23 protein-coding genes are annotated in these 23,284 nt (G+C 66.9%); 16 read left to right on the top strand and 7 right to left on the bottom strand.

The window, feature by feature from the left end:
- Nucleotides 1-126 precede the first annotated feature (126 nt).
- The 3 genes from IEW19_RS02335 (at nucleotide 127) to IEW19_RS02345 (ending at nucleotide 1,854) form a co-directional block, all read left to right on the top strand.
- The gene (locus IEW19_RS02335) at nucleotides 127-1,248 is read left to right on the top strand and encodes a 3-deoxy-7-phosphoheptulonate synthase (protein ID WP_188570086.1); all 1,122 of its coding nucleotides are present in this window, start codon (nucleotides 127-129) and stop codon (nucleotides 1,246-1,248) included.
- Between the two features lie 143 nt (nucleotides 1,249-1,391).
- Nucleotides 1,392-1,604, top strand: a complete 213-nt coding sequence (locus IEW19_RS02340; RefSeq protein ID WP_043452394.1) for a helix-turn-helix domain-containing protein — start codon at nucleotides 1,392-1,394, stop codon at nucleotides 1,602-1,604.
- A gap of 151 nt (nucleotides 1,605-1,755) precedes the next feature.
- Nucleotides 1,756-1,854, top strand: a complete 99-nt coding sequence (locus tag IEW19_RS02345; protein ID WP_003792170.1) for a 30S ribosomal protein bS22 — start codon at nucleotides 1,756-1,758, stop codon at nucleotides 1,852-1,854.
- Between the two features lie 66 nt (nucleotides 1,855-1,920).
- Here IEW19_RS02345 and IEW19_RS02350 read toward each other — a convergent pair whose 3' ends face one another.
- Complete coding sequence (locus tag IEW19_RS02350; protein WP_188570087.1) at nucleotides 1,921-2,739, bottom strand: HAD family hydrolase; 819 nt, start codon at nucleotides 2,737-2,739, stop codon at nucleotides 1,921-1,923.
- 78 nt (nucleotides 2,740-2,817) lie between these two features.
- On the opposite strand from IEW19_RS02350, the gene IEW19_RS02355 reads away from it, so the two are divergent.
- Together IEW19_RS02355 and IEW19_RS02360 are read left to right on the top strand one after the other, a co-directional pair.
- On the top strand, nucleotides 2,818-3,072 hold the full coding sequence (locus IEW19_RS02355) for a glutaredoxin family protein (protein ID WP_188570088.1): 255 nt from the start codon (nucleotides 2,818-2,820) through the stop codon (nucleotides 3,070-3,072).
- A 10-nt stretch (nucleotides 3,073-3,082) separates the two neighbouring features.
- Nucleotides 3,083-3,787: a redox-sensing transcriptional repressor Rex gene (locus tag IEW19_RS02360; protein ID WP_188570089.1), complete on the top strand. Its 705-nt coding sequence runs from the start codon at nucleotides 3,083-3,085 to the stop codon at nucleotides 3,785-3,787.
- 69 nt (nucleotides 3,788-3,856) lie between these two features.
- Here the strand turns inward: IEW19_RS02360 and IEW19_RS02365 are convergent, their stop codons facing one another.
- Complete coding sequence (locus IEW19_RS02365; protein WP_188570090.1) at nucleotides 3,857-4,669, bottom strand: ABC transporter permease family protein; 813 nt, start codon at nucleotides 4,667-4,669, stop codon at nucleotides 3,857-3,859.
- A 220-nt stretch (nucleotides 4,670-4,889) separates the two neighbouring features.
- A complete protein-coding gene (locus tag IEW19_RS02370; RefSeq protein WP_188570091.1) occupies nucleotides 4,890-5,438 on the bottom strand; it encodes a YceI family protein in 549 nt (182 codons plus the stop codon).
- Nucleotides 5,439-5,641: 203 nt separating this feature from the next.
- Between IEW19_RS02370 and IEW19_RS02375 the strand changes: the two genes are divergently transcribed.
- The 10 genes from IEW19_RS02375 to IEW19_RS02420 all read left to right on the top strand — a co-directional run bounded on the left by IEW19_RS02375 (nucleotide 5,642) and on the right by IEW19_RS02420 (nucleotide 19,770).
- Nucleotides 5,642-6,322: a histidine phosphatase family protein gene (locus IEW19_RS02375; protein ID WP_188570092.1), complete on the top strand. Its 681-nt coding sequence runs from the start codon at nucleotides 5,642-5,644 to the stop codon at nucleotides 6,320-6,322.
- Between the two features lie 3 nt (nucleotides 6,323-6,325).
- Nucleotides 6,326-6,937 (top strand): TlpA family protein disulfide reductase, encoded by a 612-nt coding sequence (locus IEW19_RS02380; protein ID WP_188570093.1) that lies wholly within the window; start codon nucleotides 6,326-6,328, stop codon nucleotides 6,935-6,937.
- Nucleotides 6,938-6,952: 15 nt separating this feature from the next.
- Nucleotides 6,953-7,708, top strand: coding sequence for a cytochrome c biogenesis CcdA family protein (locus IEW19_RS02385; protein WP_188570094.1), 756 nt, complete (start codon nucleotides 6,953-6,955; stop codon nucleotides 7,706-7,708).
- A complete protein-coding gene (gene resB, locus IEW19_RS02390) occupies nucleotides 7,708-9,465 on the top strand; it encodes a cytochrome c biogenesis protein ResB (protein ID WP_188570095.1) in 1,758 nt (585 codons plus the stop codon). Before IEW19_RS02385 ends, resB begins: the two co-directional genes overlap by 1 nt.
- Entirely contained in the window at nucleotides 9,465-10,553 is a 1,089-nt protein-coding gene (gene ccsB, locus IEW19_RS02395) for a c-type cytochrome biogenesis protein CcsB (protein WP_188570096.1), read from the top strand. Before resB ends, ccsB begins: the two co-directional genes overlap by 1 nt.
- 162 nt (nucleotides 10,554-10,715) lie before the next feature.
- Entirely contained in the window at nucleotides 10,716-12,872 is a 2,157-nt protein-coding gene (locus IEW19_RS02400) for an Hsp70 family protein (protein WP_188570369.1), read from the top strand.
- A 1-nt stretch (nucleotide 12,873) separates the two neighbouring features.
- On the top strand, nucleotides 12,874-14,958 hold the full coding sequence (locus IEW19_RS02405) for a LuxR C-terminal-related transcriptional regulator (protein ID WP_188570097.1): 2,085 nt from the start codon (nucleotides 12,874-12,876) through the stop codon (nucleotides 14,956-14,958).
- 164 nt (nucleotides 14,959-15,122) lie between these two features.
- Nucleotides 15,123-16,199 carry an IniB N-terminal domain-containing protein gene (locus IEW19_RS02410; RefSeq protein WP_188570098.1) on the top strand — a complete coding sequence of 359 codons (1,077 nt, stop codon included), beginning with the start codon at nucleotides 15,123-15,125 and terminating at the stop codon, nucleotides 16,197-16,199.
- 182 nt (nucleotides 16,200-16,381) lie between these two features.
- Nucleotides 16,382-18,250 (top strand): dynamin family protein, encoded by a 1,869-nt coding sequence (locus IEW19_RS02415; RefSeq protein WP_188570099.1) that lies wholly within the window; start codon nucleotides 16,382-16,384, stop codon nucleotides 18,248-18,250.
- Entirely contained in the window at nucleotides 18,247-19,770 is a 1,524-nt protein-coding gene (locus tag IEW19_RS02420) for a dynamin family protein (protein WP_188570100.1), read from the top strand. The genes IEW19_RS02415 and IEW19_RS02420 overlap by 4 nt, the downstream gene beginning before the upstream one ends.
- On the opposite strand, the gene IEW19_RS02425 is transcribed toward IEW19_RS02420, so the two are convergent.
- Both IEW19_RS02425 and IEW19_RS02430 read right to left on the bottom strand, forming a co-directional pair.
- Complete coding sequence (locus IEW19_RS02425) at nucleotides 19,762-20,331, bottom strand: hypothetical protein (RefSeq protein ID WP_229748270.1); 570 nt, start codon at nucleotides 20,329-20,331, stop codon at nucleotides 19,762-19,764. The two genes, IEW19_RS02420 and IEW19_RS02425, sit on opposite strands and share 9 nt — an antisense overlap.
- A gap of 5 nt (nucleotides 20,332-20,336) precedes the next feature.
- A complete protein-coding gene (locus IEW19_RS02430; protein WP_188570101.1) occupies nucleotides 20,337-20,726 on the bottom strand; it encodes a PLD nuclease N-terminal domain-containing protein in 390 nt (129 codons plus the stop codon).
- A 61-nt stretch (nucleotides 20,727-20,787) separates the two neighbouring features.
- Between IEW19_RS02430 and IEW19_RS02435 the strand changes: the two genes are divergently transcribed.
- On the top strand, nucleotides 20,788-21,096 hold the full coding sequence (locus IEW19_RS02435) for a DUF4229 domain-containing protein (RefSeq protein ID WP_188570102.1): 309 nt from the start codon (nucleotides 20,788-20,790) through the stop codon (nucleotides 21,094-21,096).
- On the opposite strand, the gene IEW19_RS02440 is transcribed toward IEW19_RS02435, so the two are convergent.
- Complete coding sequence (locus IEW19_RS02440) at nucleotides 21,093-21,974, bottom strand: 1,4-dihydroxy-2-naphthoate polyprenyltransferase (RefSeq protein WP_188570103.1); 882 nt, start codon at nucleotides 21,972-21,974, stop codon at nucleotides 21,093-21,095. The two genes, IEW19_RS02435 and IEW19_RS02440, sit on opposite strands and share 4 nt — an antisense overlap.
- A 75-nt stretch (nucleotides 21,975-22,049) precedes the next feature.
- Entirely contained in the window at nucleotides 22,050-23,276 is a 1,227-nt protein-coding gene (locus tag IEW19_RS02445; protein WP_188570104.1) for an AMP-binding protein, read from the bottom strand.
- Nucleotides 23,277-23,284: the final 8 nt, after the last annotated feature.

Below are 23,284 nucleotides of genomic sequence, written 5' to 3' on the forward strand. Positions count from 1 at the left end.
GTCTAACTGATACGCATCCAGCATTCCTTCAGAGCCAACAGGGCAGAGATCGTTCTCTGCCCTTCGCCGTTTCTCCGGCGGGTTCTGAAATCCGGGCCCGCTTCCCATCTGGAACAGGACCCGAACATGAGCACCGCAACAGCAGCCGCGCCCGCCAGCGAAACCACGTCGACGTCGAACCTGCGGGTCAGCGAATTCACTCCGCTGCCCACCCCTTCCGAACTCCTCACCGAACTGCCCCTGGACGCACGGGCGGCTGCCGTCGTCGAACGCGGACGTGGCGAAGTGCGCGCCATCATGGACGGCGTGGACGACCGCCTGCTGGTTATTGTGGGCCCCTGCTCCATCCACGACCCCAAGGCGGGGCTGGAATACGCCCGCCGGCTGGTCAGCCAGGCCGAGAAGCACAAGGAAGACCTGCTGATCGTCATGCGGACCTACTTCGAAAAGCCGCGCACCACGGTGGGCTGGAAGGGCCTGATCAACGATCCCCGGCTGGACGGCAGCCACGACATGGCCACCGGCCTCCGCACCGCCAGGCAGTTCCTGCAGCAGGTCACCGCGCTGGGCCTGCCCACCGCCACCGAATTCCTGGAACCGATCAGCCCCCAGTACATGGCGGACCTGATCGCGTGGGGCGCCATCGGTGCGCGCACCACGGAGAGCCAGATCCACCGGCAGTTGGCCTCCGGCCTGTCCATGCCCATCGGGTTCAAGAACGGAACCGACGGCGGCCTGCAGGTTGCCATCGATGCCTGCGGGGCGGCCGCGGCTGCCCAGGCGTTCCTGGGAATCGACGGGGAAGGCCGGGCGGCCCTGGTGGCTACGGCGGGAAACCCGGACACCCACGTCATCCTCCGCGGTGGCCGCAAGGGGCCCAACTACTCAGCGGCCGATGTGGAACGAGCCTCGGCCGAGCTGGACGGGAAGGGGCTCAACCCGCGCCTGATCGTGGATGCCAGCCACGCCAATAGCGGCAAGAGCCACCACCGGCAGGCCGAGGTTGCACTGGAGATCGGTGCCCAGCTTGAGGAGGGCGGCGCCGCAGCGCGGGCCGTGGCGGGTGTGATGCTGGAGAGCTTCCTGGCGGGGGGTGCCCAGAACCTGGACATCGCCGATCATGCTGCAGGACGCAAGGAGTTGGTCTACGGCCAGAGTGTCACTGATGCCTGCATGGACTGGGACGTTTCCGCCTCCGTCCTGGAGCAACTGGCGGCATCGGCGCGGAAACGGCGGGGGGCCAAATAGGGGGTTTACCTACTTTCACATCTGCCACATGAACATCTAGAGTATCTATTTAGGTGGTTGGTGGATGGCTCAGCATCGGAACACCGCATTGGCACGTATCTGGGGTCACTGTTGTCCATCCGTCAGCAAAGGAAAATAGGGAAATGTCGGCAGAACAGAACTTCTCCAACGCGAAGTTCCTGACCGTGGCTGAAGTAGCCGAGGTCATGCGCGTCTCCAAAATGACTGTTTACCGCCTGGTCCACTCCGGCGAAATGCCGGCGGTGCGCTTCGGCCGCTCCTACCGGGTCCCCGAAAACGCCGTTGAACAGTACCTTAAGGGTGCTGTCGTGGACGGCCACACCGAGACGGCCTGAGGCGGCCTGTCCCGAGCCGCCCCCGATAGGCGGTACCCTGTTAAGGAACGTTTTACGTCATTGTAAGAATCTGTCAGTTGTTCAGTTCGTAGCTTTGTCCACGGACATTCTCCATCAGACAGGTACTGCCTCTAGTTTGTAAGGAACTTTCGTGGGTTCAGTTATCAAGAAGCGTCGCAAGCGTATGGCCAAGAAGAAGCACCGCAAGCTGCTTCGCAAGACCCGTCACCAGCGCCGCAATAAGAAGTAGGGATACTTCGAACAGCGTGGAACTGCCCGTCGCCTCCCAGGCGGCGGGCAGTTCCTTTTTGACGGGCTAAACGTGGGGGCCGCGGATGCGGGCGAAGCCCTTCCAGAGGCCATAGACCACCCCGCCGAAGGTGGCGGCTTTGAGGCCGAAGGTGGCAGCGCGGCGGCCGGCACGGAAATCGTAGACCGGCCAGTTCCGGTCACGGGCATGGCGGCGCAGCTTCGCGTCCGGGTTGATGGCCACGGGGTGTCCCACCAGTGACAGGAGCGGGACGTCGTTGTAGGAGTCGCTGTACGCCCAGCAGCGCCTGAGGTCAAGGTCCTCCTGGTCGGCGAGGGCCTGGACAGCCACCGCCTTGGCTGAGCCGTGCAGGATGTCCCCCACCAGCCGCCCGGTGTACATGCCGTCCGAGACCTCACCCACTGTCCCCAGGGCTCCGGTCAGTCCCAGGCGGGTGGAGATCACGGTAGCCACTTCGATGGGGGTTGCCGTCACCAGCCACACGCGGCGGCCCACCCGCAGGTGCTGTTCGGCCAAGGCTTTAGCGCCCGGCCAGATCCGGGACGCAATCATTTCGTCGTAGACCTCTTCGCCCAGCGCCTTGATGTCGTCAACGCTGATGCCCACGGCCAGCGTCAGGGCCAAGTCCCGGACGGCATGGACGTCGTCCATGTTCTCCCCGCGCGCCACGAACTTGAGCTGCTTCCAGGCCATACCGGCGGCCTGCCTGAGCGTGAACGCACCGCGCTGGTGCATTTTCCGCGCCACGTGGAAGAGGCTGGCCCCGCGCATGAGGGTGTTGTCCACATCGAAAAACGCCGCCTCGCCGGGCTGCGGCGCAGCAACCGGCCGCGTGACTACGGCGACGTATTTCTCCTCGGGCATGGACTCGAGTCTAGTCAATCCACCGGGCGCCCGCCGTCGGCGTCACCCGTATGGCGCGAACGGCGATACCGTTAAGCCATGGCTACCCCCCGCGTCGTCCTGGTCACCAAATCTGACTGTCACCTTTGCGAGGAAGCGCGCGACGCCGTCGGCCGGGTCACGGCCTCATTGGGCCTTACCTGGAGTGAAGAGTTGGTGGACAACCAGCCCGAACTGCGGGAACGCTATGCCGAGGAAATCCCGGTGGTGCTGGTGGACGGGGTGCAGCGCGACTTCTGGAAGATCGACGAGGCCCGGCTGGAACGCGTGCTGCAGCGCGCCGTGGCGATGTAGGGGGATGCGAATGACGTCATTGGATTCAACGCCCCAGCCTGTCCCGGACCTTCCGGATGCCGCGGGCACACCGGCCAAACAGATTCCCCCTGCTGCTGTTGCCCGCCTGACGCTGTACCTCCGAGCCCTGAACACCCTCCTTGCCGAGGGGATTGAGCGCGTCTCTTCCGATTCCCTGGCAGAAGCCTCCGGCGTCAGTTCCTCCACGCTGCGCAAGGACCTGTCCCATGTGGGGTCCTACGGAACCAGGGGTGTGGGCTATGAGGTGCAATACCTCAGCCGCCACATCGCCGCAGCCCTGGGACTAACGCATGACTGGAAAGTCGCCATCGTCGGCGCCGGAAACCTGGGCAAGGCGCTGGCGAGGTACGGCGGCTTCGAGTCCCGTGGTTTCGACGTCGTAGCCATCTTCGATGCCGATCAGATGGTGGTGGGCAACGAGGTGGGCTGGCTTCGGGTCAGCGACGTGGCGGACCTTGAGACCGTCCTGCACCGCACCGGCGCCAACATGGTGGTGTTGGCCCTTCCTGCCGCGGTGGCCCAGGGCATCTGCGACCGGGTGGTGGCGGCAGGGGTGCACAGCGTCCTCAGCTTCGCGCCGGTGATGCTGCAGGTCCCCGAAGGGGTCAACCTCCGCAAGGTGGACATGGCTACCGAACTCCAAATCCTGGCCTACCACGCCCAACGGGCCCAGGCCCCGGGGCAAACGGCGTAGGTGATATAAGTAGGCGGCCCGGGATGAAGTGCTTCATCCCGGCCGCCTGACTTTCAGGGAGCGTACCGCCTACCGCCCGTACGGGTTGCCGAAGCCGCCCGAATACGGGTTGGCGAAGGGCTGCTGCTTCCGGAAGTAGGGGGCAGCTGCCGGAAGGTAGAGCAGCACGATTGCCGCAATCCCCAGGACGGTTCCGAGCGTTCCGAAGGTGGGAACCCCGAACAGGCCCAGCACGGACAGCGCTGCAAAGACTGTTCCCAGGATGCGTGCCCAGTTCTTGCCCTTGCGGATAAAGAAGGCCACCAGCAGGTAGAGCGCGGCGCCGATGATGGCGAAGACCACCAGCGTGCCGGCGATAACGCTCTTGATGTCGTCGTAGGTGACGCCCGCCCCGCTGGCCTGGACCTGCTGGTCAAACGCCTGCCGGAAGGCGGGATCATCCAGCTGGGTAAGCCCGGTGAGCATGGTGATGACGAAAATCACGGCTGCGGCAATCAGCAGCCAGAAGGAGATGTTCACCAGCTGGGGGACGCCGTTGCTTCCGGCCGGCTGCGGCTGCTCCGAGGGGTACTGCCCGTAGGGGGACTGGCCATACGGCGACTGGCCGTATTGCGGGGCGTTCTGGCCGTAGCCCGGAGCCTGGGGCGCGTTCTGCCCGTACTGGGAACCGTACTGCGGCGAGTTCTGGCCGTACTGGGGCGCTGCCGGCGGCTGGGAACCGTATTGGGGCTGGTTCTGCCCGTACTGCGGCGCGTTTTGGCCATACTGCGGTGCGTTCTGGCCGTAGCGCGGCTGCTGTGACCCGGGCTGCTGCCCGCCGGACTGGCCATTGCCGGACTCGGGGTCTTGGGGCGCGGGAGGCGGGACGGGAGGAGTACTCATGGCGTTCCTTCTGCAGGTTGGGATCCGGGTAGGCTGCCGGGAATCGGTCCTCAGCCTTCCCCCCAGCGTGGCTTAAGTCCACCGTACCCCCGGCGGACGGCGTTGTGCGTGAATCAGGAGGTATTGGGCGCGCGGCCATGCGTTAAGGCCGCGCGTTAAACAGGGCACCCCGGCACCGGGCCGGGAAGGCCTGGTGCCGGGGTGCCCGGAAGAGGGGGAGTTACGCTGCGGGAGCGATGAAGGCGAGCTCCAGGTTGATGGCAACCTTGTCGCTGACCAGCACGCCACCGGTTTCCAGGACGGCATTCCAGGTGAGGCCGAAGTCCTTGCGGCTGATGGTGGTTTCGGCGGAAACGCCGGCGCGGGTGTTGCCGAACGGGTCAACGGCCACACCGTTGAATTCGGTTTCCAGGGTCACGGGGCGGGTAACGCCCTTGATGGTCAGGTCGCCGGTGAGTTCGTAGCTGTTGCCCTTGGCCACCAGGCCGTTGGACACGAAGGAGATCTCCGGGAACTGCTCCACGTCGAAGAAGTCCCCGCCCTTGACGTGGCCGTCGCGGTTGGCGTCCCCGGAATCGAAGCTGGCGGTCTTGATGGTGGCAGCGATCCTGGAAGCGGCCACGTCCTCGGCCAGGTCCAGCGTGGCGGCGGCTTCGGTGAACTGGCCGCGGACCTTGCTGATGCCTGCGTGCCGGACGCTGAAGCCGATCTCGCTGTGGGAGTTGTCCAGGGTCCAGGTGCCGGTGGTGACGTCTGCGGGAAGTGCCATGATGTTGCTCCTTGTATAGGGATGCCTGCTGTTGTCTTGATGTTGAAGCTTCATAAGTTGAAGCCTCAACTAACTTGCTGCATCCAGTATAAACATGCATTTGCATGTTTTGTTCCCGGTTTCGGAACATTTCTTCAAAAACTTCAGTTCTACTGGATGTAGAAGATTTCGGATCGCACGCCATCTTTGAGAAACTGGTAAACATGCCCCAAGCCACTGTCCACTTGCTCCGCCACGGCGAGGTCCATAATCCCGACGGCGTTCTCTATGGACGGCTCCCCGAATTCCACCTCTCCGAACTGGGGCAGGAGATGGCACGGACGCTTGCCGGGCACTTCCGTGAGCGCGCCGAGCACGGCGCCCGCATCACCTACCTGGCCGCTTCCCCGCTTGACCGTGCGCAGGAAACGGCCCGGCCGACGTCGGAAGCCCTGAAGCTCCAAATCCACACCGACGAGCGGATCATCGAAGCCGAGAACTACTTCGAGGGCATGAAGGTCACTAAAGCGGAACTCCGCCGCCCAAGGCACTGGCCGCACCTCGTGAACCCGCTGCGCCCGTCCTGGGGTGAGCCGTACAAGCAGCAGGCCGCGAGGGTGGCGGCCGCCGTGCAGGACGCCCGCCTGCGGGCAATCGAACTTGCTGCCGGCGACTTTGGAACCCAGGGCCCCGAGGCCATCCTGGTGAGCCACCAGCTGCCGATTTGGGCGGCGCGGCTTAGTGCCGAGGGGCGGCCCCTTTGGCATGACCCCCGTAAGCGCGAATGCACCCTGACATCCGTTACGTCCCTGGTGTTCGACGACGACGGCTCGCTTCTGCGGGTCGAGTACAGCGAGCCCGCGGCGTCCCTTCTTCCCGGTGCCGCCAGCACCCCTGGAGCCTAAGCAGTGACTAACAACTCCCTTCCCTCCCGCCGGGGCGTCCTCGCCGCCGGCGGTCTGGCGCTGACCGCGCTGGCCCTGGGCCTTTCCGGCTGCGCCCAGGAGGATGCCCTGGCCAAGCAGGCCAAGGCTGGGGACAACAAGAACTATGTTGCCGGTGACGGTTCCGTGACCGAGTTCGCGGCCGCTGACCGCAAGGAAGCCATCCAGGTCCAGGGCACGCTCTTCAACGGCACGGCTGTCACCCCGGCCGATTTCCAAGGCAAAGTGACTGTCCTGAACTTCTGGTTCGCAGCCTGCGCCCCGTGCCGGGTGGAAGCACCCCTGCTCGAAGCACTGCACCAGGAGTTCAAGGACCAGGGTGTCCAGTTCTTCGGCGTCAACCTCCGGGACGAGAAACCCACGGCGGAGGCGTTCGAGAAGACCTTCAACCTGACCTACCCCAGCTTTAACGACAAGGACGGCGGCGTCCTGCTGTCCGTATCCGGCCTGGTACCGCCCGGCGCCGTGCCCACCACCCTGGTTTTGGACAAGCAGGGGCGGGTGGCCTCCCGCGTCCTCGGCGAGATCGAGAAGGGCACCCTGAAGGCCCTCATCACCGCCGCCGTGGCGGAATAGGGACAGGCCGGGACCGTGAACAGCCCCTTCGCCGAAGCCATCCTCAGCGGCTCGCTCCTGCTGGCCATTCCGGTGGCACTGCTCGCCGGACTGGTCTCCTTCCTTTCGCCCTGTGTCCTTCCCCTGGTTCCCGGCTACCTGGGCTACGTGACCGGCCTGAGCGGCGTCGACCTGCAAAAGCAAAAGCGCGGCCGGATGCTGGCCGGCATCGGGTTGTTCGTCCTGGGCTTCTCCGTGATCTTCGTCCTGCTGGGCGGCGCGTTCGGCCAGCTGGGCACCCTCATCACCGGCAGCCAGAACGCCTGGATCACCCAGCTCCTGGGGGTCCTGGTGATCATCATGGGCATCGTCTTCATGGGCGGTTTCAGCTGGCTCCAGCGGGACGCGAAAATCCATGCCAAGCCGCCCGCCGGCCTTTGGGGCGCGCCCCTGCTGGGCCTGACATTCGGGCTGGGCTGGGCGCCTTGCATCGGCCCCACCTACTCTGCCGTGCAGCTGCTCAGCCTCTCCGGCGGATCCTCGGCCGCCAAGGGCGCCTTCCTGGCCTTTGTGTACAGCCTGGGCCTGGGCATCCCGTTCCTGCTGATCGCGCTGGCCCTGCGCCGCGGAATGGGCGTCATGGCATTCTTCCGCAAACACCGCCTGGCCATTCAGCGCACCGGCGGCGGAATCCTGGTGGTACTCGGGCTGCTGATGGCCACCGGCGTGTGGGGGGCCTGGGTGACCGGGCTGCAGTACTGGTTCCAAACCGACGTGAAGTTGCCGATCTGATGAGCGAGCGTGTGAACGTAAAGAAGAAGCAATCCGCCCCTGTCGCGGAGGCAAAAGCCCAGGCAGCCCTTCCGGCCCTGGGCCCCAAGGGCATGCTCCGGTGGGCCTGGACCCAGCTGACCAGCATGCGCACCGCGCTGTTCCTGTTGCTGCTCCTGGCCGTCGCGGCCGTCCCCGGATCGCTGTTCCCGCAGCGGCCGGCCAACCCCGCGGTGGTGACCCAGTACATCAAGGACCACCCGGACTACGGCAAGCTGCTGGACTCCCTGCAGCTCTACGACGTCTACTCGTCAGCGTGGTTCTCCGCGATCTACCTCCTGCTGTTCATCTCCCTGATCGGCTGCGTGGTGCCGCGCGCCATCGCCCACTACAAAGCCATGCGCTCCCAGCCGCCGCGTACGCCGCAGCGCCTGTCCCGGCTGCCGGAATACGGCACCCTGGTGATTCCCTCCGGTACCGGCATCCCGGCGTCGGACGCCATCAACGGCGCGGCAGGGGTGCTAAGGAAACGCGGCTACCGGGTGGAGGTCAGGGATGCCGACGGCGCCGTTCCGTCCCTGGGTGCCGAACGCGGCTTCATGAAGGAAGTGGGCAACCTCGTCTTCCACACCTCGCTCATCGGCGTGCTGGTGTCCGTGGCCGCCGGCGGCCTGTTCGGGTACAGCGGCCAGCGCATCCTGGTGGAGGGCGACACGTTCGTCAACACCCTGGTGGGCTACGACCAGTTCAACCCGGGCACCAACTTCCAGTCCAGCCAGCTGCAGCCATATTCGCTCCAGCTGGACAAATTCAACATCACGTTCGACCGCGAATCGAAGGGCAAGTTCGGCCAGCCCATCGATTTCGCCGCCACCGTGACCACCAAGGAAAACCCGGACGCCGCGCCCAAGCAGGAGATCCTGAAGGTCAACGACCCCGTGAGCCTGGGCGGGACCAGCATCTACCTCACCGGCAACGGTTACGCACCAGTCGTGACCGTCCGGGACGGGCAAGGCAATGTGGCCATGCAGGGCCCGGTGGTGGCCAAACTGCAGGGCGAGAACTACTACTCCTCCGTGGTGATCAAGGTTCCCGACGCGCAGCCGGACCAGCTGGGCTTCGTGGGCTTCTTCCTGCCCACGGCGTTCGTCAATGACAAGAACGTTTCGTTCAGCGCCGACCCGGAGCTGTTCAACCCGCAGCTGACCCTGAACTCCTACTACGGGGACCTGGGCCTGAACAGCGGCGCCCCCCAGAACGTTTTCGAACTGGACGTCAAGAACCTGACGCCGCTCAACGCAAGGAACCTGGCGGCCGGCGGCATCACCCTGGTGCCGGGCTCCACCTTCACGCTGCCCGACGGCAAGGGAACCATCAGCTTCGACGGCGTGAAGCGCTACATCGGCGTGGACATCCACCACAACCCGGGGCAGGCCTACGCGCTGGTCTTCGCCCTCCTGGCTGTGGCCGGCCTCATCCTTTCGCTCTACGTCAACCGCCGCCGCGTCTGGGTGCGCACCGGCACCGCGGCTGACGGCCGGACCATGGTGGAATACGGGCTCCTGGCCCGCGGCGAAGACCACCGCCTGGCCGGGGAGGCAGCAGCGCTGCGGAAGCTGTTCGCCGCCGAATGGCAACTGCCCGGGGATGCCGCTCCCGAGGACGTGGCCGCTGAAGACGCGGCACAGTCCCAGCAAACTCCCAGCCGGCCAAGCGATAATGTCGCAGGCTCCGTCACCACCCCAGCAGGCCCCACCGGGCCCGAAAAGGACCAGTAATGCCATTTGGAATCAACGAAACCATGGGCCAGTACAGCGAACTCTTCATGCTGCTGGCGGCGGGTACCTACACGGTGGCCTTCATCGCCTTCGCCTGGGACCTGGCCAAGAGCAGCAAGGCGCTTCGCGCGGTGGACCTCAGGGCCGCCCATGCCGGCGCTGCCGCCAAGGTTCCCGTAGGCGCCGGTGTTGGGGCCGGCTCAGCCGGGGCCCGACTGGACGGACCGGCCGACCGGGCCGAGCGCCCGTCGTCGTCAGCTGCCAGGGCCGGCGGAGCAGGAACCGGCGGTGTGATGACGGCCGACGGCGACATGAAGTACGCCACGGAGCGCCGCGTTCCGGCGCGGGTCGCCGTAGCCCTGACCACCCTCGCCGTCGTCATCCACGGCGCCGGCGTGGTCACCAGGGCCCTGGGTGCCGGCCGGGTGCCGTGGGGCAACATGTATGAATTCCTCACCACCGGCGCGTTCCTGGTGGCGGCCGTGTTCCTGCTCTCGCTGATCCGGCGCGACCTGCGCTTCCTTGGTACGTTCGTCGTCGGCCTGGTGGTCATTATGCTGGTGGCCGCCTCAGTGGCGTTCTGGACCCCGGTGGGCCACCTGGTTCCCGCGCTGCAGAGCTACTGGCTGGTCATCCACGTATCCATCGCGGTGCTTTCCTCGGCCCTGTTCACCCTGACCTTCGCAATGTCCGCCCTGCAGCTGGTGCAGTCCCACCGGCAGAGGACCGTTGCTGCCGGTGGCGCGGACAAGCTCGGCTTCATGCGCCTGGTGCCCTCGGCGCTGAGCTTGGAGAACCTCTCCTACCGCATCAATGCCATCGCCTTTATCGGCTGGACCTTCACCTTGATGTTCGGTGCGATCTGGGCGGAAAAGGCCTGGGGCCGGTTCTGGGGCTGGGACACCAAAGAGGTGTGGACCTTCGTTATCTGGGTTGTCTACGCCGGATACCTGCACGCCCGTGCCACCCGCGGCTGGACCGGAACACGCGCCGCGTGGCTGTCCATCGTGGGCTACCTTTGCGTGATCTTCAACTTCACCATCGTGAACCAGTTCTTCAACGGGCTCCACTCCTACTCCGGCCTTTAAACCGTGGCGTCCCGGGCCTTTCGCCCTGGAATGTGCCAACTGGCCGCCAAATAACCATTCGATGTAGCAACAGGGGTGTTCCCCGGTCCTTCGGTAATGCTACGTTGGTGTCGTCCACTGTGATGAAGCTTGCGTGTGGACTCCCAGCCTTCCGAGGTAACCATGAGCTACGCCCTCGCCGTAGACGTCGGGACGAGCTTCACGGCAGCCGCCGTTGTTCGTTTTCATCAGGGTCCCTCCTCTGCGCCAGAGTGCCTGCCCCTTGGTGCGCGTGGAGCATCCGTTCCCTCCGTGGTGTACTACCCGGAGGAAGGCACTGTCCTGGTGGGGGAGGCCGCGGAACGCCGCGGGCTGGACTCGCCGGAACGCGTGGTGAGGGAATTCAAGCGCCGGATCGGTGACGACGTGCCCATCATCCTTGGCACGCTGGCGCTGCAGGCAGAGGACGTCTTCGCCACCATGGCCAGGTGGGTGGCCGACCGGGCTGCCGAACGCGAGGGGGGCCCGCCGTCGGCCGTTTTCCTGACCCACCCCGCCACCTGGGGCAGCCATCGACTGGCCAGTGTCCGCGGCGCCCTCGCCGCCCACGGCCTGGGGAACATTACGCTCCTTCCCGAACCTGAGGCCGCCGCCCTGCACTACGCATCCCAGGTGCGGGTGGAGGAAGGCAGCACTATCGCCGTTTACGATCTTGGCGGCGGGACCTTCGACACCGCGGTCCTGAGGAAGTCCGGCAGCAGCCGCTTTGAGCTGGTGGGGCGTCCGGAGGGCATCGAAGACCTGGGCGGCGCCGACTTTGATGCCGCGGTATTCCGCTACGTTGCCGAGCACACCGGGAACGCCCTGGCAGACCTCGACCCCACTGATCCCGCAGTGCTTGGTGCCATGACCCGGCTCCGGCGCGAGTGCGTTGAGGCCAAGGAAGCCCTCTCCGTGGACAGTGAGGCGAACATCCCAGTGCTCCTGCCCGGCATCCAGCAGCAGGTACGCCTGGTCCGTTCCGAGTTCGAGGCGCTGATCGAAGAGTCCGTGCGGGAAACGGTGGAGGCGCTGGAGCACTCCCTTGCCCAGCTCCACCTGGAGCCCGCTGACCTGTCCACGGTGCTGCTGATCGGGGGCTCGTCCCGGATCCCGCTGGTGGCGCAGGTGGTGTCAGAGGAGCTGGACCGGCCCATTGCAGTGGACGCGGACCCCAAGTCGTCCATCTGCCTGGGGGCTGCGGTGGCGGCCCTTCTCGCCCACACTGCCGCGGCCAGGGCAGAAACTGAAGCGGTGGAAGCTCCCGTGGCAGGGACTGAAGCGGCGGCAAAAGCGGCGGCCGCCGCCGTCGTGCCTTCCGAAGTGCCACCTGCTCCAGGAATCCCAGGCAGGCCCAGTTGGTCGCGCAAATATCCGACGGCGGCGGGCTCCGGAACCGGGCCAGGCGCCACCCGCGGGGCACGGCATGGGGAAAGGGGCGCGCACGCGCCCAAACCCACGGTCCGTGTCACGGCTGTCGCCGCTGCCGCAGCTGTCCTGACCGTTCTCACGGCCACTGCCGCGCAAAGCCCGGACGGCTTCGGAAGCCTGACCGCGATGTTCGTTCCGCAGGCCGGTGCCAGCACCACCGGCGGTTCCAGCGGAACCGGTGGGACGGAAGCACCGCCCGGCGGAGGGGGAGCAGCCGCCGTTGCCGCCCCCCAGCCGCTCGCCGGGATCGAGGCCAGCGCCAGGAAGCCGATCGCACAAAGGCCCGGGCTCGAGGCATCCGCTTCGCCCACCAACCATTCCTCCGGCAGCGAAGCGACGGCGGCAGCGGGCCGGCCTGCTGCGGGTGGACCTGCTGCGGCAGGTGGAGCCCCGGCCGCGAAGCCGCCCGCCGGATCCAGTGGGGCCACGGCCGGGACCGGGATCGTTCCAAATTCCGCAGTCGTGGGCACGGCAACGCCGTCCGCCACCACGCAACCACTCCCCACGCAACCCGTCCCCACGGCCACTGCCCCCGTTGGCACCACGGCGCCCGGCACTCCAGCTCCGACCTCGACGGGCACTGCGGCTCCAACCTCGCCGGGCACCACCGATCGGCCGACCCCTGCTTCCGGCACCGCTTCTCCGGGGCCCGGCACGACTTCATCTGCTACCGGCAGCGTGTCGCCAACAGCGACACCCACAACGTTGGCGGCCACAGACCCAACAGGTTACCCAGCCGTTTCCGCAACGGCGGAATTGACGCCCACACCGGCCGTGGCCCCGTCACCAACACCGGAGGAGCCCACTGCCACCGCCACCGCCACTGAAACAGCCGTCGCGACGGCTCCGACCACCTCTCCGGCGGCCTGACATGGACGGGCATCTTCAGCGGGCGGAGCGCCCCGTACCCCTGCACACTTCACCGGACCACCAAGGGCATCCACCGCATGGCGCGGAGCTGATGGCCAAGCAATTGAAGGGTGCCAACGCCGCCGTGCGTGAGCTGCTGCTGGCACTCTCGGTGGGCTTCGCCCTGCCGGGACCCCTCCCGGCCGGCCTCCAGCACAAATTCGCCAGCGGGGCGGTGGAGGACCTTGACTCCCTGGTGGACCGCGCTGAGGCCGCGGGACTGTTGAGGGCCGACGGCACGGTGGTGGGGACCGCACAGCACGCCCTGCTGGCCGCCACCCCAACGGCCAAGGTGCATGCGCTCCAGCGTGAGCTCGTGACCGTTTTCGCCTCCACTGGACAACCGCTCGGCAACCTCGCCCGCGAGCTGGCCAGGGGCGGCCTCGCCGATCACCGGGTGGCTGCTGAACTGGAGCAATGGGCGAACGCCGCGCTGGAGGATGACCCCAGGCTTGCGGCGCAGCTCTACGAGGAGGCGCTCCTGGCCGGCGCCGACCCGCTGGCCACCGCTGCAAGGCGTGCCCAGGCCGCGGCCGGCGACGGGGAACTCGATGCCGCGGCCCGCATCATCGACGCCCTCCTGGTCAGCGCGGACCCGCCGGACGTGCGCCGCGGCGCGGACGTGGCTGCCTCTGTCTGGGCGCAGCGGGGAATGCTGGCCCGCGGAGCCGACGTCTACAGCTGGCTGGGCCCGGGGCGTGTGGGCCCCTCGGCGCCCCTTGCCGCCGTCGCCATGATCGGCGCCGGAGACCGGGCGGGTGCGGAGGCCTTCTTCCAACCCGAGGCCCCGGCGGCCTCCCCAACACTCCTGGCAGCTGCCCTGGTCCATACCGGCCAGGGAATCCTTGCGTCCCTGGGAGAAAAACCACAACAAGGCATATCCATCCTGATCCATGCATCGGACATGCTGAACTCGGCAGGCGCGTCCCTTCCACTGCCGGAGGCGCCAGCCGCCCTGGCAGCCCTGCTGGCCTTGCACAGCGGCGAGCCGCACCTTGCCGAAACCGTCTGCCGGGCCGCGTCCGCGGCGGGGCAGGGAGGCAATGCCGCCCAACCCAGGCTCCTGCTGCTCCAGGCCTGGTCGGCCATGATGCAGGACAAACTGGAGGAGGCCCGCCTTGCCGCCACGGAAGCTTCCAAAGCCAACCACTGGCCGCTGGTCCCGCGCGACGAGTTTATGTGCGCTGCACTCGAGGTGGGGCTCGCCCGCCGGAACGGTGACGTGCCGGAGCTCCTGAGGGCATGGGAACGGGCCCGCGAAGCCATGCTCCACACCTCCGTGGACCTCTACAACCTGCTGCCGTGGGGGGAACTGCTGATTGCTGCTGCCCGCCTGCGGGAGACGCGCCGTGTAGCCCAGTACATGGAAGAAGCCTGGAAGCTGCTGGCCCGCCTGGGCGCACCTGCACTGTGGGCCGTCCCCCTGCACTGGGCCGCCGTCCAGGCCGCGCTGCTCAACGAAAGCCCCGCCGATCTCGCCCCCCACGCAACCGCCCTGGCACGGGCCTCAGCCCACAGCCAAATCGCCGCAGTCCTGGCCACGGCAGGCAAAGCCTGGGTATCGGTGCTGGCCGGCCGGTTCCGGACGTCCGAGGTGGAGGGCGCCGCCCGGTTGCTGGGTGCGGTTGGAATGCCTTGGGAAGGGGCAAGGCTCGCCGGGCACGCCGCCGCACGCGCGGACGAGCGACGGGACATGATGCGACTGCTCTCCTGCGCACGGGACCTTCATCCGCAAGGCAGTCCTGCCGGTGCATCCGGGTCCTCGGAGGTGCAGGCAGGAAGCGGTGCTGACATCGGCGGCAAAGCGGGGCAGCCGGACGCCTCCGGACTGAGCGAGCGCGAGAAGGAAGTGGCCAGGCTGGTGCTTGAGGGCAAGACCTACCGGGAAATCGGTGAGGCGATCTACATTTCGCCCCGGACCGCAGAGCACCACATCGCCAGGATCAGGCGCCGTCTGGGCGCGGAAAACCGTTCCGACCTGTTGGCCCGCCTGCGCCTGGCCCTTGGCGTTGAACATTCCCAGCATCTGAATCCGCAACAGGAATGACCCCCCTAACACCCCTAGGCGCGCAGGCGCCTAGGCCCCGGACAGGCTCCGGCGGCTAGGGGGGAAGCGCCCGATGCCCTGTCCCGGCAGCGAAATTAGGTTTGAAACAACCGGATACGTTCGCCGGATGATCCCCGAATCAAGAAGATGTGAGGACCACGCATATGCCAACACTCGCAAACGACCTTGTTCAGTTCCTCATGCACCTCTTCGGGGACCGGGAAGCGATCCAGGAGTTTCTGGACGACCCTGCCAGGGCACTGGAGGAACACGGCCTGGGCAACGTGTGCTCGGCTGACGTTGACGCCGCAATGCCTGTTGTCCTCGACTACGCTCCCATCACCGTCAATGCGGCGTCCTTCGGCCGGGCGCACATCACCGGCGGCAACAGTGCCTGGGCCGGGCCAGTAGGCACGTCGACGGGCCACCCCGGAAGCGTGTCAACCATCCATGCCGGCGGGCAGGGCGGCCCAAACTACGACCACGATGACCATGCCCACGCGGTCCAGCAGCTCCACCACGTGGTGAACCACTTCTCCTACACCACGAACACCACCATGCTGGACGACCATGACACCGTCACTGACCAGTCCGTCCACCAGAACATCTGGGCACACGGAGACGTGGAGCAGTGGTTCGACAACGATGCCGTGGTTGCCTCCGGCGACCGGGCTGTCGCCGCCGGTGACGACGCCGGCGTCCGGGACTCCAACAACATCAGGGATTCCCACGACACCGACCACTCCACGGACAACTCCATCCACGCCGGGGGAGACGTCAGCATCGGCAATGAGGAAACGGCCATCTCCGACTCCTTCAACACCGACCTGGGCCTGGACGTGGACGATTCCTTCAACGACAACTCGGACCGTGCCGCCTACTCGGACCACTCGGACCACTCCGTCAGCACCGACGTGGCCCTCGATGTCCGGGACTCGTCCAACGACAATTCCGACAACTCCTCCCACAACTCCGTGGCGGTGGACGACTCCTTCAACCACGACAACTCCACCGTGGCCGAGGATTCCTTCAACCACGACAGCTCCGCCGACACCGCGGTGGATCTCCACGTGGACGGTTCCATTCAGGACAATTCGGCCACAAACATCGCCGAGGACAACCTGGTGATGGCGGACAACCAGCTCGGCTTCACGGAGGACCACTCCGTCCACACAGATCCGGACCTGGAAAACCACGCCACCATTGACCATTCGGTGGTTGACGACTCCACCGTGCTGTAACACGCTGGTGGCGGGAGGCAAACCGCCCGGCAGGAGGCATAAACCTCCTGCCGGGCTCTTCCGGCTTTACCGCAGGCAGGATTTTCGGACTGGAGCAGATTTTCGGCACCGGGACAGGGCTTAGGCGCTGGGACAGGGGACACGCTGTGGCAGAAGCAGGACCGGCAAGGCCACGGGGGCCCATGACGGCCGGACAGCTGATGAAGCTCGTCGAGCAGGGCCTGCAGTTGGTGGGCAACGGGGACCGCTCGGACCTGCGCCGCAGGCTGGAGCAGGCCATGTTCCGGTTGCAGGACCCCAGCATCAGGGTCATCGTGGTGGGCGAGTTCAAGCAGGGGAAGAGCAAGCTCATCAATGCCCTGGTGAACGCCCCGGTGTGTCCCGTGGATGACGATATTGCCACTTCCCTGCCCACCATCGTCCGTTACGGCGAACCAGCCTCGGCCGCCGTCCTGGTCCCCACGTCGGACAGCCCTGCCGGGAACGGTGCCGGCGACGGCGGGGACGGCAGCGTGGAGCGCCGGCCCGTGGACCTGCAGGACCTGCCTTCCCTCGTCTCCGAGCAGGGCAACCCGGGCAACGCCCGGAAACTCGTGGCCGCTGAGGTCTGCCTGCCCCGCCGGATCCTCACCGGCGGCCTCACCGTCATAGACTCCCCAGGGGTGGGGGGCATGGGCTCCACGCACACCCTGACCACCCTCACCGCCCTCCCCACCGCGGACGCCATGCTGCTGGTTTCGGACTCGTCCCAGGAATACACGGAACCGGAACTGCGGTTCCTGCGCCAGGCCATGCGGATCACCCCCAGCGTTGCAGCGGTCCTGTCCAAGACCGACCTTTACCCGGACTGGCGCCGCGTGGAGGAGCTGGACAGGGCACACCTGGACCAGGTGGCTCCTGACATTCCGCTGTTTCCGTTGTCCGCGGACCTCCGCCTCGAGGCGTCCCGGCTCCAGGACAGCGAGCTCAACACCGAGTCGGGCTTCCCGGCCTTGGTCGCCCACTTGCGCAACGACGTGGTGGGCAAGGCACAACGAATCCAGCGGCGCTCGGTAAGCCAGGACCTGCTCTCGGTTACCGACAACCTGCGGCTGTCCCTGCAATCCGAACTTGAGGCGTTGGAGAACCCCGCCAATACGCCACAAATGCTCGCAGCGCTTGAACAGGCCAAGACGGAGGCGGACGACCTGCGGAAGCGGTCGGCCCGCTGGCAGCTCACGCTCAGCGACGGCATCAACGACCTCATTGCCGACATGGAATACGACCTCCGGGACCGCCTGCGCCGGATCCAAAGGGAAGCCGAGAGTGCCATCGACCAAGGCGATCCCGGCCCTGTGTGGACGCAATTCTCCCAGTGGCTCGAAGAGTGCGTTGCCGCAGCGGTTTCGGATACGTTCGTCTGGACCAGTGAGCGGTCGCAGTGGCTGGCGGCACAGGTGGCCGAGCACTTCGCCGCCGACGAGGTGTCGCTGCCCGTCCTGCATGTGTCCGACTCCGGAGATGCCTTGGACCCGGTGGACCAGATGCCGGAGCTGGACCCGGGCCGCGTCAATCCGATCCAGAAAGTCCTCATCGGCATGCGCGGATCCTATGGCGGTGTGTTGATGTTTGGCCTCCTGACGGGAATTTTCGGGATGGCCCTGATCAATCCGCTCTCGGTGGGCGCGGGGCTGCTGCTGGGGCGCAAGGCCTACCGGGAGGACAGGGAAACGCGGCTGAAGCGCCGCCAGGGCGAGGCCAAAGCCCTGGTCAGGCGCCAACTGGACGATGTGACGTTCCAGGTGGGCAAGCAACTGAAGGACAGGCTGCGCCTGGTTCAGCGCACCATTAGGGACCACTTCACAGAGATCGCGGATGAATACCACCGCTCGCTGTCGGATTCAGTGGCCGTGGCCCAGAAGGCCGCCAACTCGTATGCCCAGGAGAAGGAAGGCCGCATTCGGGACATCAAGGCAGAGCTCCAAAAGGTCGATGCGCTGCACCGGGCGGCCGAAGCAGTGTCAGCGGAAGCCGCCGCTGGCGGGACCCGCACTGCGGCGGGGGTGGGATGACGGCATCCACCACGGCCGGGGCCGCAGCGCTGATCCGGGAAGCGCTTGAGGTCTATGGCGACGACCCGCAAGCAACCGAGGCGCTGCAGGACTATGCCCGGCGGCTGGCTGAGCCGCTGAGGGTTGCTGTTGCCGGCATGGTGAAGGCAGGTAAGTCAACGCTCCTCAACGCCATCATCGGGGAGGAGATTGCGCCCACGGATACAGGCGAATGCACCCGGATCCTCACCTGGTACCGTCACGGACACACGCCCCGAATCACCCTGCACCCCACAGCGGGGGAACCCCGGAACCTGCCGCTGAAGCGCGTGGACGGGCGCCTGGTCTTCGTCCTGGACGGCGTGCGGGCCGAAGAAGTGGAGTGGCTCGACGTTGAATGGCCGTCCCCGGCCCTGCAGGCCATGACGCTGATCGACACCCCCGGGATCGCCTCCCTCTCCCAGGATGTATCCGCACGGTCCGTAAGGTTCCTGACCCCGGAGGATTCGCCGTCGGAAGCTGATGCCGTCATCTATTTGATGCGCCACATGCACGCCTCCGATCTGCGCTTCCTGGAATCATTCCGTGACACCGAGGCCGGCCGGTCGGGCACGGTCAACGCCATCGCGGTGCTGTCCCGGGCCGATGAGGTGGGAGCCGGACGCATCGACTCCCTTTTGTCCGCCGCCGGCATCGCGGAAAGGTACAGCCGGGACCCCAACCTCCGGAAGCTGGCGCTGGGCGTTGTCCCGGTGGCCGGGCTGCTGGCCCAAAGCGCCCGCACCTTGCGCCAGCCGGACTTCGAAGCCCTCCAGTTGCTGGCTACCCTGGACCGCGCCGCGCGCGAACGGATGATGCTGTCGGCGGACAGGTTCCGCCGGTCCACGGAACCTGCGGGGCTGACGGAAGACGCACGGGCATCACTGCTGGAGCGCTATGGGCTCTTTGGCATCCGGCTGGCCGTGGTCCTGATCCGCAACGGGTTCACGGAACCCACCCCGCTGGCCCACGAACTGGCACGCCGCAGCGGCCTGGACCCGCTGCTGGAGGTGCTGGGCCTGCAGTTCCAGGCGAGGGCAGGGGCATTGAAGGCCCGGACGGCGCTGGCGGCGGTGGGAAACCTCCTGGACAGCCGCCCCCGGCAGGGGACAGACCGTTTGGCGGCCTCCCTGGAGCGGCTGCAGGCCAACGCGCATGAGTTCCGCGAACTCCGGCTCCTGGCGGCGCTGCGGACCACGGGGGTGGGCCTGGCCCCCGAACTTGCGGCCGATGCAGAACAGCTCATCGGGGGCTGCGGCGCGGCCGCGTCCCGGCGGCTGGGCGTGGCGCCCGACTCCGGACCCGAGGTGCTGGCGGCCGAAGCCCGGCGGCGCCTGGTCCGCTGGCGCGGAGCAGCTGAAAGCCCGCTGACGGCACGTTCCGCACTTGAAGCCTGCCGCGTTGTGATCCGCAGCTGTGAGGGTATCCTGGCGGATTGCACAGGCAGGGACCGGATGGGACCGGCAGCCGCGGTCAGCGCGGGACGTGCGCGCTCAACCTAGCGCCTGCTCCCGCCTCAGCCACGCGCCGGCGGACGGCAGGAACAGAAGCACCAGCCCGGCGAAGGCAAGGAGCAGCCCGGCCCCCCACAGCATCACCACGTAGCTGCCCGCGGCGCCACCGGGGACCAGGAAGGCGGACGCCGGAACCAGGAGGAGCAGATGGCTGGCCAGGAGGGGAACCAGCGTCCAGCGGGCCCAGCTCCGGCGGCCCAGCACCGCAGCAAGGACAACCGCCTCAAGCAGGGTCACCAGCAGCAGTGCGCAGATGCTTCCCCAGAAGACGATGCCCGCCGCGGTACCCACCGACTCGGTGTCGCTGCCCGCAGCCATGCCGGCCACTACCCCGCGGAGCCGCTGCAGGTTTGATTCGCGGGCCACGAAGGATCCCAGCAGGACCGCCAGCCCCGCGGCGAAGCTGAGCAGCCAGAGCGTCCGGGCGGTGCGGACTGTCCGGGGAACCGGGGGAGCGACCGGGATGGGCGGCGGCGCCGAGTAGGAGAGGCCGGGCCGCGGTGGGGGAGCGGAAACGCGCCGCTCTTCGCCGCCGGGTTGGGACGCCATGGGCCTTACTTCAGTCCGTCGGTATCGTGTTCGTCGGTGCCGCGCTGGCGCTTCCCGCCGTCCTCCTTGGCCTTGGCCTCCAGCTCGTCGCGAAGCTTCTTCAGGCGCTCCGCCTCGGCCTGGGAGCGGCGGCGGGCCTCAAGGTTGCGGAGGAAGTCCGGATCATCATCCGGTGCCGTGGGATGGGGGTAGCTGGGCCGTGGCTGCGCTGTCCCACGCGGCCGGCCGACCAGCAGCCACAGGATGGCACCCAGGACGGGAAGGACGATCTGCACGATGATCCAGGCCGGTTTGGAGATGCCACGGGTCAGGCGGCCCTCAGTGCGAATCACGTCCACAAGGCCATACACGAAGATGACGAGGACTGCGACGGCCAAAGCCACACGGAAGAGCATGCCATTAAGTCTATCGTCGGAACGCGCAGGGGCCGCGGGCGGAGACGGCTAAACTTGGGTAGTGGCCTTTTTGAAATACTCCCTGATCCGGCTGGCAATCTTCGTGCCCCTGTTTGTCCTGTTCGCGCTCCTGCAGGTGGGGGTGTTGATGTCCGTCATTTGCGCCGCGCTCATTGCCTTCGCCATCAGCTACCTGTTTTTCCAGAAGCAGCGCGACGCTGCCACCGCAGCCCTGCAGCACCGCTTCTCCGGGAAGGCCAAGCCGCTGCGCTCGGCAGGCGAGGTCCAGGACGCAAACGCTGAGGACGCGCTGCTTGACGCCAATCCGGACATCACCATCAACAACGCCAAGGGCAGTAAGAACAGCTAGAAACCGTGGCTGAGGATCAGCCCCAGTGAGAACAGCACACTGTAGCCGAGGTTGATCAGGCCGGTCTGCTTCAGGACCGGGATCAGGCTCTTGCGCTTGCGGCCGTTGATCATCAGCCAAGCCGGCATCAAGCAGGCCGGAATGAGCAGCAGCACGATCAGGATCCACGGCCGTCCCGGTGCCAGGATCACCACCAGCAGGATGGCGACGGCGAGCATCAGGACGTAGCTTTCACGCGCGTGCTTGTCCCCAAGCCGCACGGCCAGGGTTTTCTTGCCGGCCTGCATGTCGGTGGGAATGTCCCGGACGTTGTTGGCCATGAGCAGCGCGGTGGCGATGAGTCCGGTGCCGATGGCACCAATGACCGCGGACAGGCTGATGTGCCCGGCCTGGGTGTAGGTGGTGCCCAGGGTGGCCACCAGGCCGAAGAAGACGAACACGAAGAGGTCGCCCAGGCCCATGTAGCCGTAGGGGTTCTTGCCGCCGGTGTAGCCCCACGCGGCCATCACACAGCCCAGGCCCACCAGGATCAGCCACCATGCCTGGGTGAGCAACACCAGAACCAGGCCGAACACCATGGCCAGGGCGAACGTTCCCAACGCCGCCCACTTGACGTGCTCCGGCTTGGCGGCCCCCGAGCCCACCAGCCGCAGCGGACCTACCCGGTCATCGTCCGTCCCGCGGATGCCGTCCGAGTAGTCGTTGGCGAAGTTCACGCCCACCTGGAGCAGGAGCGCCACCAACGCCGCGAGGATGGCGTTGGGCAGGAGGAACGAGTCCATTTCGTAGGCGGCGGCAGTGCCGATCAGCACCGGAGCTATTGCTGCCGGGAGCGTCCGGAGTCGGGCGCCTTGGATCCATTGGGCGGCTGTGGCCACGGTTAGTACCTCGTGTTGTTTCGGTAGACGGCAGGATGGAACGGGCGCACCCGCCGCGGTGGTGCAGGGTCCACTCTACTTTCCCCCGTGCAGGGCGCTGAGTTCGGCGGTCATGGCGAGCCGGTCCGGTTTGCCGTTCGGCAACATCCGCAATGCAGACGCGGTGAGGACGGTTTTGGGCGCCAGGACCCCCAGTTGCCGCTGCCAGTGCTGTTGGAGTACGACGGCGGCGTCCCCGGCTTGCTGCCCGGCGGCACCTCGTTGCCTTGACCCGCGCTCCCCGCCAGCGCCGTCCCCGGCCAGGGCCACGTAGGCCGCCACGGCCTGCCCCCACTCGGCGGACGGGACGCCGGCCACGAAAGCCGCTGCGACGGCGTCGGACTGTTCCAACTGCTCCTGCACATGCCCGGCGGAGACCTTGACGCCGCCGGTGATGATGACGTCGTCGGCGCGGCCCAGCACGGTGAGCCGGCCGTCGTCGTCGATCGTGCCCAGATCGCTGGTGCGGTACCAGCGCACCCCGTCCTCCTCAAAGAACGTTCGGGTTTCCTCGTCGGGCGCCTCGATGTAGCCGGCAGCGACCGTGTCCCCGCCCAGCAGGATGCGGCCGTCGGTATCTACCCGGACCGAAACGCCTTCCAACGGGTAGCCGTCGTACACGCAGCCGCCGGAGGTTTCCGCGGAACCGTACGTGGTGATGACCCGTACCCCGGCGTCGCGGGCGGCCGCCAGCAGGGCCTGCGGTGCAGGTGCGCCGCCCAGCAGGATGGCATTGAACCGGCGGAGCACCGCCAGCGTGTCCGGCGACGGATCATCCAGGAGGCGCTGGAGCTGCGTGGGGACCAGCGAGGTGAAGCGGATTTTGTCGGTCAGTTCCAGCGCGGCGGCGGTGAAGGCTTCCGGGGTGAAGCCGCCGGACATGTCCATGACCCAGGGTCGGGTCCCGGCAAACAGGGACCGCACCAGCACCTGGATGCCGGCGACGAACTGCACCGGCAGGGCCAGGAGCCACTGGCCCTCGCCCTTGAGCCGCAGCGCTGTGGCCATCGAGGAGGCAGCCAGCGACTCAACGGTCAGCAGCGTTGCCTTGGGTGCACCCGTGGATCCGGAGGTGCGGACCACGGCCACGGCGTCGTCGCAGCCTGGGGTATCGACGTGCCCCACAAGGAGTCCGCCGTCACGCCCGACGGATAGTTCGACGGCGGGGCCCTCACCGTGGAGGGCGGCCGCCAGGGCTTTCAGGGCGGGTTCGATGTTGAGGGGTCCGCCGGGGACGGACGCCGGGGTTGCTTCGCTGTTCATTGCCGTCC

Source organism: Arthrobacter liuii, from assembly GCF_014639275.1.
GTDB classification, from domain to species: Bacteria; Actinomycetota; Actinomycetes; order Actinomycetales; family Micrococcaceae; genus Arthrobacter; species Arthrobacter liuii.

Bases quoted from the DNA above. Each gene is read 5' to 3' on its own strand.
- IEW19_RS02335 (WP_188570086.1), top strand. From the start codon at position 127: ATGAGCACCGCAACAGCAGCCGCGCCCGCCAGCGAAACCACGTCGACG.
- IEW19_RS02340 (WP_043452394.1), top strand. From the start codon at position 1,392: ATGTCGGCAGAACAGAACTTCTCCAACGCGAAGTTCCTGACCGTGGCT.
- IEW19_RS02350 (WP_188570087.1), bottom strand. From the start codon at position 2,739: ATGCCCGAGGAGAAATACGTCGCCGTAGTCACGCGGCCGGTTGCTGCG.
- IEW19_RS02355 (WP_188570088.1), top strand. From the start codon at position 2,818: ATGGCTACCCCCCGCGTCGTCCTGGTCACCAAATCTGACTGTCACCTT.
- IEW19_RS02360 (WP_188570089.1), top strand. From the start codon at position 3,083: ATGACGTCATTGGATTCAACGCCCCAGCCTGTCCCGGACCTTCCGGAT.
- IEW19_RS02365 (WP_188570090.1), bottom strand. From the start codon at position 4,669: ATGAGTACTCCTCCCGTCCCGCCTCCCGCGCCCCAAGACCCCGAGTCC.
- IEW19_RS02370 (WP_188570091.1), bottom strand. From the start codon at position 5,438: ATGGCACTTCCCGCAGACGTCACCACCGGCACCTGGACCCTGGACAAC.
- IEW19_RS02375 (WP_188570092.1), top strand. From the start codon at position 5,642: ATGCCCCAAGCCACTGTCCACTTGCTCCGCCACGGCGAGGTCCATAAT.
- resB (WP_188570095.1), top strand. From the start codon at position 7,708: ATGAGCGAGCGTGTGAACGTAAAGAAGAAGCAATCCGCCCCTGTCGCG.
- ccsB (WP_188570096.1), top strand. From the start codon at position 9,465: ATGCCATTTGGAATCAACGAAACCATGGGCCAGTACAGCGAACTCTTC.
- IEW19_RS02400 (WP_188570369.1), top strand. From the start codon at position 10,716: ATGAGCTACGCCCTCGCCGTAGACGTCGGGACGAGCTTCACGGCAGCC.
- IEW19_RS02405 (WP_188570097.1), top strand. From the start codon at position 12,874: ATGGACGGGCATCTTCAGCGGGCGGAGCGCCCCGTACCCCTGCACACT.
- IEW19_RS02410 (WP_188570098.1), top strand. From the start codon at position 15,123: ATGCCAACACTCGCAAACGACCTTGTTCAGTTCCTCATGCACCTCTTC.
- IEW19_RS02415 (WP_188570099.1), top strand. From the start codon at position 16,382: ATGACGGCCGGACAGCTGATGAAGCTCGTCGAGCAGGGCCTGCAGTTG.
- IEW19_RS02420 (WP_188570100.1), top strand. From the start codon at position 18,247: ATGACGGCATCCACCACGGCCGGGGCCGCAGCGCTGATCCGGGAAGCG.
- IEW19_RS02425 (WP_229748270.1), bottom strand. From the start codon at position 20,331: ATGGCGTCCCAACCCGGCGGCGAAGAGCGGCGCGTTTCCGCTCCCCCA.
- IEW19_RS02430 (WP_188570101.1), bottom strand. From the start codon at position 20,726: ATGCTCTTCCGTGTGGCTTTGGCCGTCGCAGTCCTCGTCATCTTCGTG.
- IEW19_RS02445 (WP_188570104.1), bottom strand. From the start codon at position 23,276: ATGAACAGCGAAGCAACCCCGGCGTCCGTCCCCGGCGGACCCCTCAAC.